Raw genomic sequence first — 15,838 nt, 5'->3', positions numbered from 1 at the left:
GAAGGGGCGGGCGCGGTCCGGGCTGGTCGCCCGAACCACGGCTGATCCGGCGCAGGGGAAGAAACTCATTATCAGAACCGCATAGTGGGTAGAGATCTCCGCGGAGGGCCGTCTTCGAGCCTGAGCGGGCGCCGCTGTCCATCCGAGCGGAGTGATTCATGGCGACACGCCCCTCCTGCCTGAGGCATGCGTGGGCGGCACCCATGCGCCCGCCCGAGGGGAAGGGCAGGCGCGGTCCGGGCTGGTCGCCCGAACCACGGTTGATTCGACCTCATCTTCAGACCGTGTGGAGCCTGTTCGTCAGGCATGCACCCCCGGCCCGCGTGTGCCCGGCGCTGGCGGCGGGTTCGGCGGCCCGGCGAAGCACTGGGCGTTCGCCATCCACGCCTCGGCCACCGGCCCCCGCACCGTCAGCCCGACATCCGCGATGTTCCGCGTCTGCGTCACCACCTGGCAGAACTCGGTCGCCGAGCCCTCGACCACGTCCTCACCCCCGGCGAATGCCCATTCCTCCCCGGACGGAGCGACCAGCCGCACTGTCGGACGTTCTCCGGGTGGCTCCATCCCGCGCGTCTTGAAGGTCCAGCCGAAGGTATTCACCCCCAGCACCGCGATCGAACGGATCCGGTCCCCGTCCTCCCGCACCCGGCCCAGCAGGTCCCAGACCTCCTGCCCGTGCGCCCAGGTCTCCATCAGCCGGGCCGAAATCGAGGACCGTGCCGACATGCTCGGCCCCGCCCATTCCACGCGTGTCGCGGGATCGGCCTCCAGCCAGCGCGGCGCCATCGCCTCGGCCTGCGCGATCAGCGCGTCGCGCAGCGCGTGGCCGGTCAGTTCGCCAAGGATCTGCCGCGAGGCGCCGACCATGCCCAGCCCCTCGTCCCGCAGCCCTTTGGCCCGGCCGTATTCCACGCGGAACCTGTCCGGATCGAACATCGAGAGGTCGGCGAGGATGTTGTAGTGGTGCAGGTGCTGCAGCACGTCATCCGTGCTCCACCCCTTGAAGGCCGTCGGTCGGGTAAAGTCCCCGGCCTCCATCCCGGCGGTCAGATCGTTAAGCGACCGCGTCTCGACCAGAAAATCCTGCGCCTCGGCGATCATGCGCCCCTCCCTTGCTGCTCCGGGGCGCATCATGCGTCAGCGGTCGGGCGGGGTCCAGTCGGCGGGCGGCACATTGCGCCGCCTGAGCCGCAGCGCCAGACCGCAGGCGGTGCCGACTCCGATGGCGACCGTCAGGTCGGCCACCACCGTCAGCACCAGCGTCAGCGCCAGCACCGCCAGGTCAGCGCGCGGCAGGCCCAGATGCCCGCGCCAGTGCTGCGGTTCGGCCATGTTCCACGCGGTCAGGATCAGCACACCGGCCAGCGCGGGCATGGCCAGCATCCCGGCCAGCGGCGCGGCCAGCATCATCACGGCGAGAATCGTCACCGCATGCACCATCCCCGCCACCGGCGTTCGCCCCCCGGCCCGCACGTTGGTCGCCGTGCGTGCAATCGCCCCCGTCGCGGGCAGCCCGCCGAACAGCGCCGAGCCGACGTTCGCCACCCCCTGCGCCAGGATCTCGGCGTTCGGGCGGTGGTGACCGCCGATCATCCGGTCCGCGACCATCGCCGACAGCAGCGACTCGATCCCGGCGAGGAAGGCGATCACCAGCGCCGAGGGCAGCAGATCCTTGAGCCGTTCGAGCGTCACCTCGGGCAGGTGCGGCATCGGCAGATGATCCGGCAACGCCCCGAACCGTCCTCCGATCGTATCCACCGGCAGGTTCAGCACCGCTGCCGCGCCCGAGGTCAGGGCGACTGCCACGATCAGTCCCGGCCATTTCGGCGCGGCGCGGCGAAACAGGACGATCAGCACGACCGTCGCCCCCGTGACCGCCAGAGCGGCCCATGACACCGTGGCCCGTGCGCCCCACATGACCGCGATCTTGTGCAGGAAATCGGCGGGCAGCGCCGCGGTCTGAAGCCCGAGCGCATCCTTGATCTGGCTGGTCCCGATGATGACGGCGATCCCGATGGTGAACCCGTGGATCACCGGCTCCGGTATCCAGCGCACCAGCGCCCCCGCGCGCGACAGGCCCGCGATCAGCAGGATCACCCCCGCCATCAGCGTCGCCAGCACCAGCCCGTCATAGCCATGCGCCGCGATCACACCGTAGACCACGACGATGAAGGCCCCCGTCGGCCCGCCGATCTGCACCCGGCTGCCACCGAAGGCCGAGATCAGGAACCCCGCCACCACCGCCGTCACGATCCCCGCCCCCGGATCCGCGCCCGAGGCGATGGCGATGGCCAGCGACAGAGGCAGGGCCACCATCGCGACGGTGATCCCGGCCAGCACATCGGCGCGGAACGCCGCGCGGGTGTAACCCGGCAGCGTGCTCAGTATCTTGGGCCGCATATGCGTGGCCTCAGGTGCCCCGCATCAGGTCGTCCTCGTCATCCGAGATTTCCAGCCCGAGCGCTTCCATCCCCGCCTCCAGATGGTCCGCCAGATGCGGCGAGCCCAGCAGGTAATCCGCCGTCGGGGCGGAGGCCTCGTTGAACGCGGTTTCAACCGCTTCGTCCCAGTCGTCGGCGTCGAAGGTGCCGCGGCCGATCCAGTAGACGGCGACGAGGTTCGCCGCCTCGTCCTCGTTCAGCGCTTCGATAAAGGCGCGCAGCTCGCCCTCGGCGCGATCCATCTCGTGCGCCATCAGCACGACCTGCGCGATCTTGCGTTCCGAAATGTCCATGACATCCCCTCCTGTTCACGCTGTCAGCGTGCCACCGGACGGAAGCCCCGGCTTTGACCTCAATCAAATCGGAATGTCAGACGCAGGTTTTCATCCGGCCCGGCAGGCCGCCGCCACGGCCCGCGCCGCGCAGCGGTCCGCCTCGGTCAGCGGGCCCCGGCCCCATGGCCGGAAGCGCATCCGGAACGTGTCCAGCATCAGTGCATCGTCCGCGCCTTCCGGCGCCCGATACCCGATCGCCGCAAGGTCCGCGTCGAAATCCCCCGCCGCGCCCTGCTCGGGCCAGACAGCCAGCCCCTGCCGCGCCAGCCGCCGCCAGTCGAAGCGCGGGCCGGGGTCGATCTTGCGCCCCGGTGCCATGTCCGAATGGCCGATCACGCCTGCCGGACCGATCCGCCAGCGCGTCATGATCCCGGTCAGCAACCCCTCCAGCGTATCCATCAGCGGCGCGGCGAAGGGGCTGTCGCCGTCGTTCGCCAGCTCGATCCCGACCGAATGCGAATTGACGTCTTCGCAGCCAGCCCAGTTGCCCGCCCCCGCGTGCCAGGCCCGGTCACGCTCGGCCACCATCTGCCAGACCTCGCCCCGCTCACAGACAAGGTAATGCGCCGACACGGCCCCGCCATCCGCCGGCGCGGGGTCGCACAGACGGTCGAGCGCCGCGCGGGCGCTCTTCATCGCAGTGTAGTGGATGACGATCAGGTTCGGGTCGCCGCCATGTCGGCGCGGCCCGAAGTTGGGCGAGGGATGCCAGACCGCGCCGGGGTGATCCGGCGCGGGTGCGTCCTCAGCCACGCGCGTTGCGGAACGGGCGCGGATCCCATGTGCAGGCGAACCCGTCGCCGTCCGGGTCCAGCCCCTTGCGGTCGCGCTCCGGCCCGCCGCTCTTCAGGAAGTCCGACTGCGCGAGGTCGGGCGAGGCATAGCGCCCGCAGTTCGCGCGGCTGCGTTCGGCCGAGGTGAAGCCGGACCGAGAATAGACCTTCTGCCCCGGCTGGTTGTTCGTCGACAGGGCGTAGGTGACAAGGTTCGGCCCGGTGTCGGTGCGTTCGGGCAGCGCCGTCGGCTGAACCTGCTGGTACTGCGAACGCACGCTGGCGATCCGCTGCTTGTCATCCTCGATCGAGCGCTGTTCGCCGACCGCGCCGAAATCGTTCTCGCGCGAGATGCCGAAGGAGTTCACGGCCTCGGGCGGCGGGTTGTTCGGATCGGCCTGCACCGGCGTCTGGCCGGAATTGGCCGAAGACGCCGCCAGCGCCGCCTGCGTTTCGCGCGCGATGTCCGAGGGGCTGTCGCCGCCGGTCGTTGCGGGCGCGGTGCCGTTCAGCGCGCCACCGGTGGCCGACATCGGCGCACCGGCCGGGGCGGAGCCCAGCGTCTCGCTCGACACCGCCTGTGCGGGCGGCAGGGCAGCGACGCTCTGACCACGCAGTTCGGCTTCGCGCCGGGCGACGTAGGAATCGTATTCGTTGAAACCCACGCCGGCCCCGCTGTCGGGCACCTGCTGGGTGCACGCGGCAAGCACGGCGGCGGCGGTCAGCGCCAGACCGGAAGTCAGAAATCTCATGGGACGGTCCTGTCTGCTCATATTCTCGTCTTGCAGTCTGTTTACCACCATTTCGCCGGTTTCGCCACAAACCCTGCGGCGGTTTCCAGCGCATAGGCCGTGTTGAGCAGATCGCCCTCTTCATACGGACGTCCGATCAGCTGCAGCCCCAGCGGCAGGCCCTGACGGTCGATCCCCGTGGGCACCGCGATCCCCGGCAGCCCGGCGAGGTTCACCGTCACGGTAAAAACGTCGTTCAGGTACATCTGCACCGGATCGGCCTCTGCCATCTCGCCCAGCCCGAAGGCGGCGGACGGCGTCGCGGGCGTCAGGATCGCGTCCACGCCCTGCGCGAAGGCATCTTCGAAGTCCTTCTTGATCAGCGTCCGGACCCGGCGGGCCCGGTTGTAATAGGCGTCGTAGAACCCGGCGGACAGCACGTAGGTCCCGACCATCACGCGGCGCTGGACCTCCTTGCCGAAGCCCTCGGCGCGGGTCTTTTCATACATCTCGGTGATGCCGTCGCCCTGCGCCAGCCGGGCGCGGTGGCCGTAGCGCACGCCGTCATAGCGGGCGAGGTTCGACGACGCCTCCGCCGGCGCGATCACGTAATAGGCCGGCAGCGCGTATTTCGTGTGCGGCAGGCTGATGTCGACGATCTTGGCCCCGGCGTCGCGCAGCATCTCCTTGCCGCGCGTCCACAGCGCGTCGATCTCCTCGGGCATCCCGTCCATGCGATATTCGCGGGGAATCCCGATGGTCTTGCCCCGGATGTCTCCGGTCAGCGCGGCCTCGAAATCCGGCACCGGAATGTCGGCACTGGTCGAATCCTTGGGATCGTGGCTGCACATCGCGTTCAGCATGATCGCAGTGTCGCGCACGTCCTTCGCCATCGGCCCCGCCTGATCGAGCGAGGAGGCGAAGGCGATGATGCCCCAGCGGGAACACCGGCCATAGGTCGGCTTGATCCCGGTGATGCCGACGAAGGCGGCGGGCTGGCGGATCGACCCGCCGGTGTCCGTGCCGGTCGCGCCGAGGCACAGGTCGGCGGCCACCGCGCTGGCGGACCCGCCCGAGGACCCGCCCGGCGTCAGCGCCGTGTCGTCGTTGCCGCGCCGCCACGGGTTCACCGCGTTGCCGTAGGTCGAGGTCTCGTTGGACGAACCCATGGCGAATTCGTCCATGTTCAGCTTGCCCAGCATCACCGCACCCGCGTCGAACAGGTTCTGCGTGACGGTCGATTCATACTCGGGCTTGAAGCCGTTCAGGATGAAGGACGCCGCCTGCGACGGGACGCCCTTGGTGCAGAACAGGTCCTTGATCCCCAAGGGAATGCCGTTCAGCGACGGGGCGTCCGGCGCGTTGCGGGCATCGGCGGCCCTGGCCTGCTCCATCGCGATCTCGGGCGTATCGTGGACGAAGGCGTTCAGTGCCTTCGCGCCCTCGATGGCCTTCAGGCAGGCCTCGGTCAGTTCGACTGACGTCACCTCGCCCTTGCGCAGCGCGTCGCGCGCCTCGGCGATCTTCAGCGTGTTCAGATCGGTCATCGGCTCACTCCACCACTTTCGGCACGGCAAAGAAGCCCTCGCGGGCGTCGGGGGCGTTGGCGAGAATCTTGTCCTGCTGGCCGCCCTCGGTCACGACATCCTCGCGCCGCTTCAACCGCATCGGCTCCACGCTGGTCATCGGCTCCACGCCCTCGACGTCGACCTCGTTCAGCTGCTCGATGAAACCGAGGATGGTGTTGAACTCCTGGGCGAGCGCGGGCAGCGCCTCGGGTTCGACCTTGATCCGGGCGAGCTTGGCCACGCGGGCGGCGGTGTCGGTGTCGATGGACATGGGTCCTCACGGATGGGTTTTCGGATTTGCGGTGGTTTATCCCCGTGCGGGGTTCGCCGCAAGGCGGCGCGGGCCAAACCCTTGCGGCATTGGACCCGTCGCGGCAGGGTCCTGCGGACTGTCGGAGTTCATGGAAAGCGACACGGCGCGATGATTGCCCTGACCCAACTGCTGGAACTCGCCTTCCTGGCCGCGGCCCTGCTGGCCCTGCCCCTGGCGGCGCGCGCGGGCTGGCGGAACCGGCCGCGCGGGCTGATGACTGCGCTTGCGGCGGTCACCGCGCTGGCCCTGGCGGCTGGCGGTCTGCTGGCATGGCTCATCTTCACGGACGCCTATCCGCAGGCGACGGGGATGGAGGCGCTCGCCCTCGTCATCCTTGCCGCCATCTGGGCCGGGTCCTGCCTGCTGGCCAGCCTCGCCTTCCTGCTCGCCCGCCGTATCGGCGCGCGGCGGAGGTGACGCTGCCACCTGCCGGTCCGCGCTCGGCGATTCGCGATCCTGCTCAGCGATGCAGTTCCACCCAGCGGCGCCAGACCTCGATCATCCAGCCGAGCATCACCGCGTTCAGGATGTGCCACATGAAGTGCGTCCCGAGCGGCCAGGCCGCGCAGACCTGCATGTCCACCGTGCGGAAGGTCAGCGACACCATCAGCAGCACGGCACCGATCCACAATCCGCGCGACACGTAGGGCATGCGACGGCGCAGGATGGTACCATAGGCGATGATGACCAGCGGCACCGGCGCATAGGCCGCCGAGCTGCCCAGCCATTCGTAATCCCCGAAGCGCCAGCCCATCAGGCCGATGAGGATGAACATCAGCACCGCCCCGACCGCCGCGCGCCACGGCACGAGGTCGAGGTAGTCCCGGTTCGCCACGAAGATATAGGCGATGATGAAGACCATGATCGGCACGACGTCCGCGAGGCCGGACCACGCCTGCGCGTGCGAATGGAACAGCCACGATCCGACGCCGATCACGAAGAGGATCGCCGACAGTGCCCGTCCGGTCGTCCGCCCCTCCACGCGTCGCCACATGATGACCGCGGCGATCATGAAGGCGAGGTTGGTCAGAAGGTTCACCGGCTCGGCCCAGTAGCCGGGACCAAGACGTTCGCAATAGGCGTCGACCGCGCGTGTCCAGTCCATTCAGGCCTCCGCCCCGACCGGAACGCCGACACCCATCGCATCGGCAATCGTCATGAAATCCTCCTCGGACACCGAGATCAGGCTGCCCCGGAACGCCATGCCCCAGTGCTTGGGATCGCGCACGAAAGACAGCTTTTCGAGGAGCGGCCTGACCGCGGCCTCCTCCGCATCGAGGTAGTGAACGTCGCGGCGGGCCGGGTGGAACCCCTCGCCCTGTTCGGCCTCGTAGCTGTCGCCATCGCGCACCCGCCCGATCGCGACGAAGCGCTGCACCGGGTCCCTGCCCTCGACCGTCTCGCGCGGGGCGTAGTAGACCAGCCAGTCGCCGGGCGACAGGCGCCGGATGGGGGCCATCCGGCCATGGCCAAGCTGGCAGAAGCCGCCCGCGACTCCGCGCAGGACATGGGCACGGGCCGCCACGCCGATCCAGTAGGCCGTCATTCCGGAACTCCTTTGGGGACAAAGCGGATCTGGGGTCTGCGGCGCCCGCTGTCCAGTGCCGGTCCACCCGGATGCTGCCAATCGCCGTCATCAGATGGACAGCCCCGCCCCGCCGCCCTACCCTTCCCGCGAACAGACACGGAGGAGACATCCGCAATGAAACTCATCTGGCTCGGCCACGGCTCGTTCCGCATCGAGATCGGGGGCAAGGTCCTGCTGATCGACCCGTTCCTCTCGGCCCCGACCTTTCCCAAGGACCGCCGCGACGAGGCGATCGGCGGCGCGACCCACATCTTCGTCACCCACGGGCACGGCGATCACGTGAGCGATGTCGCGGGCATCGCCAAGGAACTGGGGATCCCGGTCTACGGCATGGTCGAACTGATGGGCTGGCTCGGCGCGCAGGACGATGCGCTAAAGTGCACCGGCTTCAACAAGGGCGGCACGATCGACCTGGGCGGCGTGACCGTCACCATGGTGAACGCGACGCATTCCTCCTCGACGCCGGACGGGAAATACGCCGGGTCGGAATCGGGCTTCGTGATCTCGGGCGAAGGGCACACGATCTACTTCTCGGGCGACACCGACGTGATGGCCGACATGGGCGTCTTCAACGCGCTGCATGCGCCGGATATCGGCATCCTCGCCGCCGGCGGGTTCTACACCATGGACATGAAGCGGGCGGCCTTCGCGGCGAAGACCTTCTTCAACTTCAAGATGGTGATCCCGATGCATTACAAGACGTTCCCGGCACTGGCGCAGGATGCCGAGGAGCTGAAGGCGGGTCTGCCGGGGGTCGATGTGCGGACGCCCGAGGTTCTCGAGGCCATCGAGATCTGAGTTCCGCGCCGCGTGCGGCGCGGCCGGAGCGAGGGGGCTTTGCCCCCTCGCGCTCCCCCAAAGTATTTATAGCCAGAGGAAGCAGGGGAACCTGTGAGTGTCGCGGAGGCTGTGCCCCGCGGGACGGCGGGCGGGGCGTCGGCGCAGCCGCGCGCCGTCGTGCGGCCTTTGTCTACCACGACTGCTCCACGAGCAGCGGCTGACAGCACGGCCTCAGTTGAAGACAGCTACGACCTGCCGGGCCACGGCGACGCGGCGGCCGGCTTCGTCCCAGATGTCGGTGTGTTGCAGCGAGTAGCCGTCGGCGGCCTGTTCGCTGACCGAGCGAAGGATGTGCCAGCCCCGTGACGTGACCGGGTGGAAGAAATCCACCGTCCAGGTCATCGTCGAGATCGGCGCCTTTTCCGTCATCTGCACCATCGCGGCGGGTGGAAGGCCGTCGCCGAGGACCAGCGGGATCATCACCGGGTCCATGCCCTCGTCGTTGATCAGCCGCGACCAGAGGTAGACCTCGCACTCGCCGCCCTCCATCGGGCGGCGGCCGCCGAGGCGGCGGAGGTCGAAGTTCATCGGGAAGCCCCCCGCCCGCTGATGGCCCGGCGGATGGTAGGCGGGCGCCTCGTCCGGGGTGATGACCTGCGGCGCGGGCTTGAGGTCGTGGGTGATGACGCTGTCGCGCGCCGCCGCGAAGGTCAGCAGGGCGCGGCCCGCCAGCACGTCGCCCGAGCGTGCGTCGACCGAGATGATGGCCGAGTTCTTGCCCCGGCGCAGCAGTTCGGCGGTCAGGACCAGTTCGCCGGTCGCGGGGCCCGAGAAGCTGAACTGCGAGGACCGGAGCGGCGGCAGGTCCGGAAAGGCGCGCTGCGCGGCATGGACCTGCAGCACGGCGGTCAGCCCGCCCAGCAGGGTCCGGCCCTGCATCCATTCCGGGCGGCACTCCACCCGCGTTTCCATCCCCTCGCCCGTGCAATCGGCGAGGATGTCCCCGATGAACGCCATCGCTTCCCCTTTCGGTCCCTCAGCCGGGCGAGAGTTGGAAGCGGCGGGACCGGCGTCAACGCCGGCCCCGAGAACGCCATGTATGCGAAGGCTCTAGCCGAAGATCGCGACCACCTGGCGGGCGACCAGCACGCGGCGGCCCTGTTCGTCCCACATCTGGCTGGCCTGCAATGAATAGCCGTCGGCGGCCTGTTCGCTGTTGGTGCGCAGCAGGTGCCAGCCGCGCGAGGTCACCGGCTGGTTGAAATCCACGCCCCAGGTCATCGTCGAAACCGGCCCGCGCTGCGTCATCTCGGCCATCGCGCCCGGCGGCAGGACGTCCGCCAGCGCGAGCAGCGCAGTGACCGGGTCGACGCCCGCGTCGTCCTTGATCCGCGTCCAGACCAGCAGGTCGGGCGATCCACCGGACAGGGGGCGGCCGCCGCTGACGAGGCGGATGTCGAAATTGCTCGGGAACGCCAGCTCCGGCATCGGATTGCGGTGGAAGTCCTCGATCCCCTCTGGCTGACCGGCGTCGGGCATCGGCGTCAGGTCGTGCGAGACGCTGCTCTCGCGCGGGTTCGCGCAGGTGAAGAGCACGCGCGCCGCCGGTCCCGCCTCGCCGTCGCAGACGACCTCGAGCACGGCGGAGTTGCGGCCACGGCGGATCAGTTCGACGCGGAAGTCCAGCATCCCTTGTGCCGGGCCGACGAAGGCCACCTGCACCGCGCGCAGCGGCGGCAGGTCGGGGACGGCGCGGGTCGCCGCGTGCCAGCACAGCGCCGCGGTCATGCCACCATAGAGCGTGCGGCCCTGTTTCCAGTTGTCCGGCGCCTCGACGCACTGCGTCGCGCCCTCGCCCTGAAACCCCGCCAGCACGTCCTTCAAGTTCGGCATCCGATCCCTCCTGTCCATCGCGGGGCGCATAACGCCCCGAGGCCGGGGCGAAGTCAATCAGCCGCGCCGGTCGCGGAAGAAGTCCCTCAGGAGCGCCTCGGCCTCGGATGCGGCGATGCCGTCGATGACCTCGGGCGCATGGTGCGCCTGTGAGTGGCTGAAGACGCGCGCCCCGTGCGCCACGCCGCCGGACTTAGGATCCGACGCGCCATAGACCACGCGGGCGATGCGGGCCGCGGCGATGGCGGCGGCGCACATGGCGCAGGGTTCCAGCGTGACATAGAGGACATGACCCGGCAGCCGCTCGCTGCCCGCCGCGGCGCAGGCCTGACGGATCGCGAGCATCTCGGCATGCGCGGAGGGATCGCTGAGTTCGCGGGTCCGGTTGCCCGCCCGTGCGACGACCTGCCCGTCAGGCGCGACCAGAACGGCGCCGACCGGCACCTCGCCGCGCGCGGCGGCGGCACGCGCCTCGTCCAGCGCGGTGTCCATGTGGGGGGCGAACCTCATCCTCTCCAGATGCCAGCGCCCCGCCCGCCCCGCAAGCCCGCTTCCGCCCTGCATCGAAACAGGCTAAGCGGGGGCATGGCCGACAAACCCGCACGTCCCCCGCGTCCCGCGCGCCCGCAGCGCCCCAGAACCGCCGCGCCCGCGCCCAAGGATCCGCCGAAGAGCGGCCCCGAAGGCGACCGCATCGCCAAGGTGCTGTCGCGCGCCGGCATCGCCTCGCGCCGCGACGCGGAAAAGATGATCGCCGAGGGCCGTGTCAGCGTGAACGGCAAGGTGCTGGACAGCCCCGCGCTGAACGTCACCGCCAGGGACAAGGTCACCGTCGACGGCAAGCCGCTGGAGGCGCCGGAACCGGCGCGGCTGTGGCTCTACCACAAGCCGACCGGGCTGGTGACGACGGCACGGGACGACAAGGGCCGCCGGACGATCTTCGACGAGCTGCCCGAGGACATGCCGCGGGTGATGAGCATCGGGCGGCTGGACCTCAATTCCGAAGGGCTGCTGCTGCTGACCAACGACGGCGAGATCAAGCGCAAGCTGGAACTGCCCTCGACCGGCTGGCTCAGGAAATACCGGGTCCGGGTAAATGGCCGGCCCCAGGACGAGGATTTCGAACCGCTGCGCAAGGGCACCACGGTCGACGGCGAGAAATTCCAGCCGATGCAGGTCACGCTCGACCGGCAGCAGGGGGCGAACGCCTGGGTCACAATCGGCCTGCGCGAGGGCAAGAACCGCGAGATCCGCCGCGCCATGGAGGCCATCGGACTGACGGTGAACCGCCTGATCCGCCTGTCCTACGGACCGTTCCAGCTGGGCCAGCTGAAACCCGGAGCGGTCGAGGAAGTCCGCCCCCGCGTGTTGCGCGACCAGCTCGGCATGGCCCCCGAGGAGCCGCCCAAGCCAAAACCCACGCAACGGCGTCCGCGCCGGACCTGATCCGCCTTCATCTGGCCCGATAAACTCCCGCCGGAGGCATCGCCGTCGAAGGCCGCCCCCTGCGGGCGGAATTCGGCGGCGATTTCGCCCGGCATCAACACGCTCCGGCCTGCCGGCCACGTCGCTCACCGTCACACGGCCCGCCATGAGGCAGTGGCGGCGAAACACCGGCAGGTCTGTCGTCACGGACTGCATACTGGCGCCGCCGTGAATCGGTGCTTATGTTGCCGACAGCTACAGTCTGGCGGAGGGATACATGTCCCGCCTGATCCTCGTGATCGTCCTTCTCGCCGCCCTCGTCGCGGCGGCCTCGCTCATCGCATCGGCGTGGAGCAAGCCTTCGGCCAGCTCCGGCACCCTGCCGGCACGGCGGAGCTCTGCCATCCAGAAGGTCGCCTACGTGCTGCTGATCGTCATCATGACGGGCGTCGCCACCGGCTGGGTGGGGGCCGAGTGATGGCGCAGCGATTCGGCGGAGAATTCAGCCCCGACGGAAAGGGCCCGCAGAAAGGCGCGGCCCCAGCGCCGCAGCGGCCTGCCGCGCGGCCCGATCCCGCAGGGGCGCGGTCGAATATCCTTTTCGTGCCGCCCGTGATTCTGGCTTTCATGTCGGTGGGCGCCGGGGCCGTCGGACTTGCCCTCGGTCTGGTCGGCGCCGGTCTGTGGGGGCTCGGCGCGTGGCTGACGCGCGAGGGGCTCAGGGCCGAGGCCGCATATGACGCGCGCAAGATCGCCCGCCGTCCCGCCCTGCCGCGAAAGATACTCGGCTCGGTCTCCATCGCGCTCGGCACCGGGCTGGCCGCCGGCATCCACGGCGCCGCGCCGCTGCATGCCGCGATCTACGCCGTCGTCACCGGGGCACTGCACCTGGCCAGCTTCGGGCCGGATCCGCTTCGTGACAAGAATGCCGAGGGAATCGACCAGTTCCAGCAGGACCGCGTAGCCCGCGTGGTGGACGAGGCCGAAGCCTACCTCAGGACCATCGAAAGCCAGATCGCGACCCTGCGCGACCGCGCCCTGACCGGTCGCGTCGCCGCCTTCGACGCCCGTGCGCGCGAAATGATCCGCACGGTCGAGAACGATCCGCGCGACCTGACCGCCGCCCGCAAGTTCCTGGGCGTCTACCTGATGGGTGCGCGTGACGCGACGGTGAAGTTCGTCGACGTCTACACCCGCAACAAGAGCACCGCGGCCCGCGCGCAATACGAGTCGCTGCTGACCGATCTGGACGAGAACTTCGCGGCCCGGACCCAGAAACTGCTGGGCGACGACCGCACCGACCTGACGGTCGAAATCGACGTCTTGAGAGAACGACTGCAACGCGAGGGCGTCCGCGCGCCCGCCAACATGGAGTGAGGGACATGTCAGAGACCGTGCGCGCCAAGGCCGCCGAATCGGGAAAGATGGTCGAGGAAGTCACCGCCGTCGTCCTGCCCGAACCGTCCACGGACGTCGTGACCTATGACGGCGCCGACGACAGCACCGCCAACGCGATCCGCACCCGGATGGCGGAACTCGACATGAGCGACACGAACTCCATCGTGTCCTTCGGCTCTGCCGCGCAGGCCGAACTGCAGGAGATCAGCCAGGCGATGCTCGCCGACGTCCGCAACAAGGACGTGGGCCCCGCGGGCGACAGCCTGCGCAACATCGTCACGACGATCCGGGGCTTCTCGGTCTCCGAACTGGACGTCCGGCGGGAACGGTCCTTCTGGGAACGTCTGCTGGGCCGCGCCGCGCCCTTCGCCAAGTTCACGGCCAAGTTCGAAGAGGTGCAGGGCCAGATCGACCGGATCACCGACGACCTGCTGAAGCACGAGCACACGCTGATGAAGGACATCAAGTCGCTGGACATGCTCTATGACAAGACGCTGAACTTCTACGACGAACTGGCGCTCTACATCGCGGCGGGCGAGCAGAAGCTGAAGGAACTGGACGAAGGCGACATCCCGGCCAAGGAGGCCGAGGTTCAGGCCGCGCCGGAAGAGGCCCAGGTGATGAAGGCGCAGGAGCTGCGCGACCTGCGCGCGGCGCGCGACGACCTCGAACGCCGGGTGCACGACCTGAAGCTGACCCGGCAGGTGACGATGCAGTCGCTGCCCTCGATCCGGCTGGTGCAGGAGAACGACAAGTCGCTGGTCACCAAGATCAACTCGACGCTGGTGAACACCGTGCCGCTCTGGGAAACCCAGCTGGCACAGGCGGTGACCATCCAGCGCAGCGCCGAAGCCGCCGGCGCCGTGCGCGAGGCGAACGACCTGACCAACGAACTGCTGACCGCCAATGCCAAGAACCTGCGCGACACCAACAAGGTGATCCGTCAGGAAATGGAACGCGGCGTCTTCGACATCGAGGCGGTGAAACAGGCCAACGCGGACCTGATCGGCACGATCCAGGAAAGCCTGCAGATCGCGGACGAAGGCAAGGCCAAGCGCGCCGCCGCCGAGGAAGAGCTGAAGAAGATGGAGGCGGAACTGCGCGATACGCTGGCATCCGCCAAGGCGCGGTCGACCGGGCTGGGCGATTCCGCCGCCACAGCAGTTCCCCCGCAGGCGTGAGGTAACAGGGGTGGGCACACGCCGGACGCTATTTGCGGCCTTCGCGGTCCTTGGACTGCTGGCGGCCTGTGACGAAACCGCGTCCCCGCGGGTGACGCCACAGGCACGCCCGGCGGCACTGGTCCCGCCTGCGAAACCGGCCGAGCCTTCGGCCGCGTCGAAGGAGCTCAGCACCTATTACGCGCGGGTGCAGGCCGATCTGCTGGTGCAGGGCCTGCTGCGGCAGGACGGCGGCGGCGTGGACACGCCCTATACCGCGGCCATGCTGGCGCGGAACTTCGAACGCATCGCGCTTTACGACGAATATGCGCGCGGGGCCGGGCTGCGCGTGGCCAAGGATTCGCCTTCGCACCTGCGCCGCTGGTCGGTGCCGGTGCGCATGGCCGTGGAGTTCGGGCCGAGCGTTCCGCAGGACGTGCGCGACGAGGACCGGCGCACCGTCGCGGGCTATGCCGCACGGCTGGCCCGGCTGACGGGACATTCGATACTCGTCACGCCCGTCGCCTCCACCGCCAACTTCAACATCCTTGTGATGAACGAGGACGAACGCCCCCAGGCCGTTGCCCGCATCCGCCAGCTTGTGCCCAACATCTCGGAGAACGCGCTGGACATCTTCCGCACCCTGCCGCGGTCGATCCACTGCCTCGTCGTCGCCTTCTCGGGCAGCGGCACGGATTACGAATACCGCCGTGCCATCGCGCTGGTCCGGGCCGAACATCCCGACCTTATGCGCAAGTCATGCTATCACGAGGAACTGGCACAGGGCCTCGGCCTGGCCAACGACAGCCCCGAGGCGCGGCCGTCGATCTTCAACGACGACGACGAGTTCGCGCTGCTGACCACCCATGACGAGATGCTGCTGCGGATTCTCTACGATCCCCGCCTGCGCCCCGGCATGTCGCCCGACCAGGCGCGCCCGATCGTTTCCCAGATCGTCGCCGGGCTGTCCGGCGGGCCGAGCTGAACCGTTGACCGTGATCGAGGGCGCCTGCCACTGCGGCGCGGTCCGGTGGACCTATGCGGGCCGTCCGGATGACGCGACCAGCTGCAACTGCACGATCTGCCGCCGCTACGGGGCGCTCTGGATCTACGGCTGGGCCGACAGCGTCGTGACCGTCAGCGGAGCAACGCGCACCTATACCTTTGGCGGGCCGAGCGATTTCTGCTTCTGCCCGACCTGCGGATGCCTGACCCACTACATCGAACGCGAACCCGGCCCGCTCGGTCGCCGCAAGCTGGCGGCCAACCTGCGCATGGCCACGGATCCCGATGCCGTGGCCGATCTGCCGCTGGCCCGGTTCGACGGGCTGCACACGTTCGACGATCTACCCCCGGACGGCCGCAGGGTGGCCGATCTGTGGTTCTGACACGAACCGCCCCGTCTTTGCAGGGGCCGGAAAAGTTGCCATAGT

The 15,838-nt window shown here is 69.0% G+C and carries 20 protein-coding genes; 8 read left to right on the top strand and 12 right to left on the bottom strand.

The features are described from left to right. Positions 1-300: 300 nt before the first annotated feature. The 7 genes from ATO6_RS07575 to gatC all read right to left on the bottom strand — a co-directional run bounded on the left by ATO6_RS07575 (position 301) and on the right by gatC (position 6,119). Positions 301-1,101 carry a TIGR03084 family metal-binding protein gene (locus ATO6_RS07575; protein ID WP_254919085.1) on the bottom strand — a complete coding sequence of 267 codons (801 nt, stop codon included), beginning with the start codon at positions 1,099-1,101 and terminating at the stop codon, positions 301-303. Between the two features lie 36 nt (positions 1,102-1,137). Beyond that, entirely contained in the window at positions 1,138-2,400 is a 1,263-nt protein-coding gene (locus ATO6_RS07570) for a SulP family inorganic anion transporter (RefSeq protein WP_088623273.1), read from the bottom strand. A gap of 10 nt (positions 2,401-2,410) precedes the next feature. After that, positions 2,411-2,734: a DUF3775 domain-containing protein gene (locus ATO6_RS07565; protein ID WP_088623272.1), complete on the bottom strand. Its 324-nt coding sequence runs from the start codon at positions 2,732-2,734 to the stop codon at positions 2,411-2,413. Positions 2,735-2,824: 90 nt separating this feature from the next. After that, entirely contained in the window at positions 2,825-3,529 is a 705-nt protein-coding gene (locus ATO6_RS07560; protein ID WP_088623271.1) for an N-acetylmuramoyl-L-alanine amidase, read from the bottom strand. After that, a complete protein-coding gene (locus tag ATO6_RS07555) occupies positions 3,522-4,301 on the bottom strand; it encodes a hypothetical protein (RefSeq protein WP_088623270.1) in 780 nt (259 codons plus the stop codon). Before ATO6_RS07555 ends, ATO6_RS07560 begins: the two co-directional genes overlap by 8 nt. Before the next feature lie 41 nt (positions 4,302-4,342). Continuing rightward, entirely contained in the window at positions 4,343-5,827 is a 1,485-nt protein-coding gene (gatA, locus tag ATO6_RS07550; RefSeq protein ID WP_088623269.1) for an Asp-tRNA(Asn)/Glu-tRNA(Gln) amidotransferase subunit GatA, read from the bottom strand. A 4-nt stretch (positions 5,828-5,831) separates the two neighbouring features. Beyond that, on the bottom strand, positions 5,832-6,119 hold the full coding sequence (gatC, locus tag ATO6_RS07545) for an Asp-tRNA(Asn)/Glu-tRNA(Gln) amidotransferase subunit GatC (RefSeq protein ID WP_088623268.1): 288 nt from the start codon (positions 6,117-6,119) through the stop codon (positions 5,832-5,834). A 150-nt stretch (positions 6,120-6,269) separates the two neighbouring features. On the opposite strand from gatC, the gene ATO6_RS07540 reads away from it, so the two are divergent. Beyond that, positions 6,270-6,578 (top strand): hypothetical protein, encoded by a 309-nt coding sequence (locus ATO6_RS07540; RefSeq protein ID WP_088623267.1) that lies wholly within the window; start codon positions 6,270-6,272, stop codon positions 6,576-6,578. 43 nt (positions 6,579-6,621) lie between these two features. Here the strand turns inward: ATO6_RS07540 and ATO6_RS07535 are convergent, their stop codons facing one another. Both ATO6_RS07535 and ATO6_RS07530 read right to left on the bottom strand, forming a co-directional pair. Beyond that, positions 6,622-7,266, bottom strand: coding sequence for a ceramidase domain-containing protein (locus tag ATO6_RS07535; RefSeq protein ID WP_088623266.1), 645 nt, complete (start codon positions 7,264-7,266; stop codon positions 6,622-6,624). Then, on the bottom strand, positions 7,267-7,707 hold the full coding sequence (locus ATO6_RS07530) for an EVE domain-containing protein (RefSeq protein ID WP_088623265.1): 441 nt from the start codon (positions 7,705-7,707) through the stop codon (positions 7,267-7,269). A 156-nt stretch (positions 7,708-7,863) separates the two neighbouring features. On the opposite strand from ATO6_RS07530, the gene ATO6_RS07525 reads away from it, so the two are divergent. After that, the gene (locus ATO6_RS07525) at positions 7,864-8,547 is read left to right on the top strand and encodes a metal-dependent hydrolase (RefSeq protein WP_088623264.1); all 684 of its coding nucleotides are present in this window, start codon (positions 7,864-7,866) and stop codon (positions 8,545-8,547) included. A 213-nt stretch (positions 8,548-8,760) separates the two neighbouring features. Here ATO6_RS07525 and ATO6_RS07520 read toward each other — a convergent pair whose 3' ends face one another. The 3 genes from ATO6_RS07520 to ATO6_RS07510 form a co-directional block, all read right to left on the bottom strand. Then, entirely contained in the window at positions 8,761-9,546 is a 786-nt protein-coding gene (locus ATO6_RS07520; RefSeq protein ID WP_088623263.1) for a thioesterase family protein, read from the bottom strand. 93 nt (positions 9,547-9,639) lie between these two features. Then, entirely contained in the window at positions 9,640-10,422 is a 783-nt protein-coding gene (locus tag ATO6_RS07515; RefSeq protein WP_176440856.1) for an acyl-CoA thioesterase II, read from the bottom strand. A 57-nt stretch (positions 10,423-10,479) separates the two neighbouring features. Next, positions 10,480-10,932 (bottom strand): nucleoside deaminase, encoded by a 453-nt coding sequence (locus ATO6_RS07510; protein WP_088623261.1) that lies wholly within the window; start codon positions 10,930-10,932, stop codon positions 10,480-10,482. A gap of 75 nt (positions 10,933-11,007) precedes the next feature. Between ATO6_RS07510 and ATO6_RS07505 the strand changes: the two genes are divergently transcribed. The 6 genes from ATO6_RS07505 to ATO6_RS07480 all read left to right on the top strand — a co-directional run bounded on the left by ATO6_RS07505 (position 11,008) and on the right by ATO6_RS07480 (position 15,793). Then, positions 11,008-11,868 carry a pseudouridine synthase gene (locus ATO6_RS07505; protein WP_088623260.1) on the top strand — a complete coding sequence of 287 codons (861 nt, stop codon included), beginning with the start codon at positions 11,008-11,010 and terminating at the stop codon, positions 11,866-11,868. Between the two features lie 256 nt (positions 11,869-12,124). Further along, positions 12,125-12,325: a hypothetical protein gene (locus ATO6_RS07500; protein ID WP_088623259.1), complete on the top strand. Its 201-nt coding sequence runs from the start codon at positions 12,125-12,127 to the stop codon at positions 12,323-12,325. Continuing rightward, positions 12,325-13,224, top strand: coding sequence for a 5-bromo-4-chloroindolyl phosphate hydrolysis family protein (locus ATO6_RS07495; protein WP_088623258.1), 900 nt, complete (start codon positions 12,325-12,327; stop codon positions 13,222-13,224). The genes ATO6_RS07500 and ATO6_RS07495 overlap by 1 nt, the downstream gene beginning before the upstream one ends. A gap of 5 nt (positions 13,225-13,229) precedes the next feature. Next, entirely contained in the window at positions 13,230-14,426 is a 1,197-nt protein-coding gene (locus ATO6_RS07490) for a toxic anion resistance protein (RefSeq protein ID WP_088623257.1), read from the top strand. A gap of 10 nt (positions 14,427-14,436) precedes the next feature. Continuing rightward, on the top strand, positions 14,437-15,390 hold the full coding sequence (locus ATO6_RS07485) for a DUF2927 domain-containing protein (protein WP_088623256.1): 954 nt from the start codon (positions 14,437-14,439) through the stop codon (positions 15,388-15,390). A gap of 10 nt (positions 15,391-15,400) precedes the next feature. Further along, positions 15,401-15,793: a GFA family protein gene (locus ATO6_RS07480; protein ID WP_088623452.1), complete on the top strand. Its 393-nt coding sequence runs from the start codon at positions 15,401-15,403 to the stop codon at positions 15,791-15,793. The last annotated feature ends 45 nt before the right edge of the window (positions 15,794-15,838 follow it).

The organism is Oceanicola sp. 22II-s10i, from assembly GCF_002210105.1.
In the GTDB taxonomy this organism is placed as follows: Bacteria; Pseudomonadota; Alphaproteobacteria; order Rhodobacterales; family Rhodobacteraceae; genus Pseudooceanicola.
Note: the sequence above shows the minus strand (reverse complement) of the source record. Positions and strands in the feature narration are given on the sequence as shown.

Coding starts and splice junctions, on each gene's coding strand:
- ATO6_RS07530 (WP_088623265.1), bottom strand. CDS start 7,707: ATGACGGCCTACTGGATCGGCGTGGCGGCCCGTGCCCATGTCCTGCGC.
- gatA (WP_088623269.1), bottom strand. CDS start 5,827: ATGACCGATCTGAACACGCTGAAGATCGCCGAGGCGCGCGACGCGCTG.
- ATO6_RS07535 (WP_088623266.1), bottom strand. CDS start 7,266: ATGGACTGGACACGCGCGGTCGACGCCTATTGCGAACGTCTTGGTCCC.
- ATO6_RS07570 (WP_088623273.1), bottom strand. CDS start 2,400: ATGCGGCCCAAGATACTGAGCACGCTGCCGGGTTACACCCGCGCGGCG.
- ATO6_RS07525 (WP_088623264.1), top strand. CDS start 7,864: ATGAAACTCATCTGGCTCGGCCACGGCTCGTTCCGCATCGAGATCGGG.
- ATO6_RS07520 (WP_088623263.1), bottom strand. CDS start 9,546: ATGGCGTTCATCGGGGACATCCTCGCCGATTGCACGGGCGAGGGGATG.
- ATO6_RS07540 (WP_088623267.1), top strand. CDS start 6,270: ATGATTGCCCTGACCCAACTGCTGGAACTCGCCTTCCTGGCCGCGGCC.
- ATO6_RS07505 (WP_088623260.1), top strand. CDS start 11,008: ATGGCCGACAAACCCGCACGTCCCCCGCGTCCCGCGCGCCCGCAGCGC.
- ATO6_RS07495 (WP_088623258.1), top strand. CDS start 12,325: ATGGCGCAGCGATTCGGCGGAGAATTCAGCCCCGACGGAAAGGGCCCG.
- ATO6_RS07500 (WP_088623259.1), top strand. CDS start 12,125: ATGTCCCGCCTGATCCTCGTGATCGTCCTTCTCGCCGCCCTCGTCGCG.
- ATO6_RS07510 (WP_088623261.1), bottom strand. CDS start 10,932: ATGAGGTTCGCCCCCCACATGGACACCGCGCTGGACGAGGCGCGTGCC.
- gatC (WP_088623268.1), bottom strand. CDS start 6,119: ATGTCCATCGACACCGACACCGCCGCCCGCGTGGCCAAGCTCGCCCGG.
- ATO6_RS07515 (WP_176440856.1), bottom strand. CDS start 10,422: ATGCCGAACTTGAAGGACGTGCTGGCGGGGTTTCAGGGCGAGGGCGCG.
- ATO6_RS07490 (WP_088623257.1), top strand. CDS start 13,230: ATGTCAGAGACCGTGCGCGCCAAGGCCGCCGAATCGGGAAAGATGGTC.
- ATO6_RS07565 (WP_088623272.1), bottom strand. CDS start 2,734: ATGGACATTTCGGAACGCAAGATCGCGCAGGTCGTGCTGATGGCGCAC.
- ATO6_RS07575 (WP_254919085.1), bottom strand. CDS start 1,101: ATGATCGCCGAGGCGCAGGATTTTCTGGTCGAGACGCGGTCGCTTAAC.
- ATO6_RS07555 (WP_088623270.1), bottom strand. CDS start 4,301: ATGAGATTTCTGACTTCCGGTCTGGCGCTGACCGCCGCCGCCGTGCTT.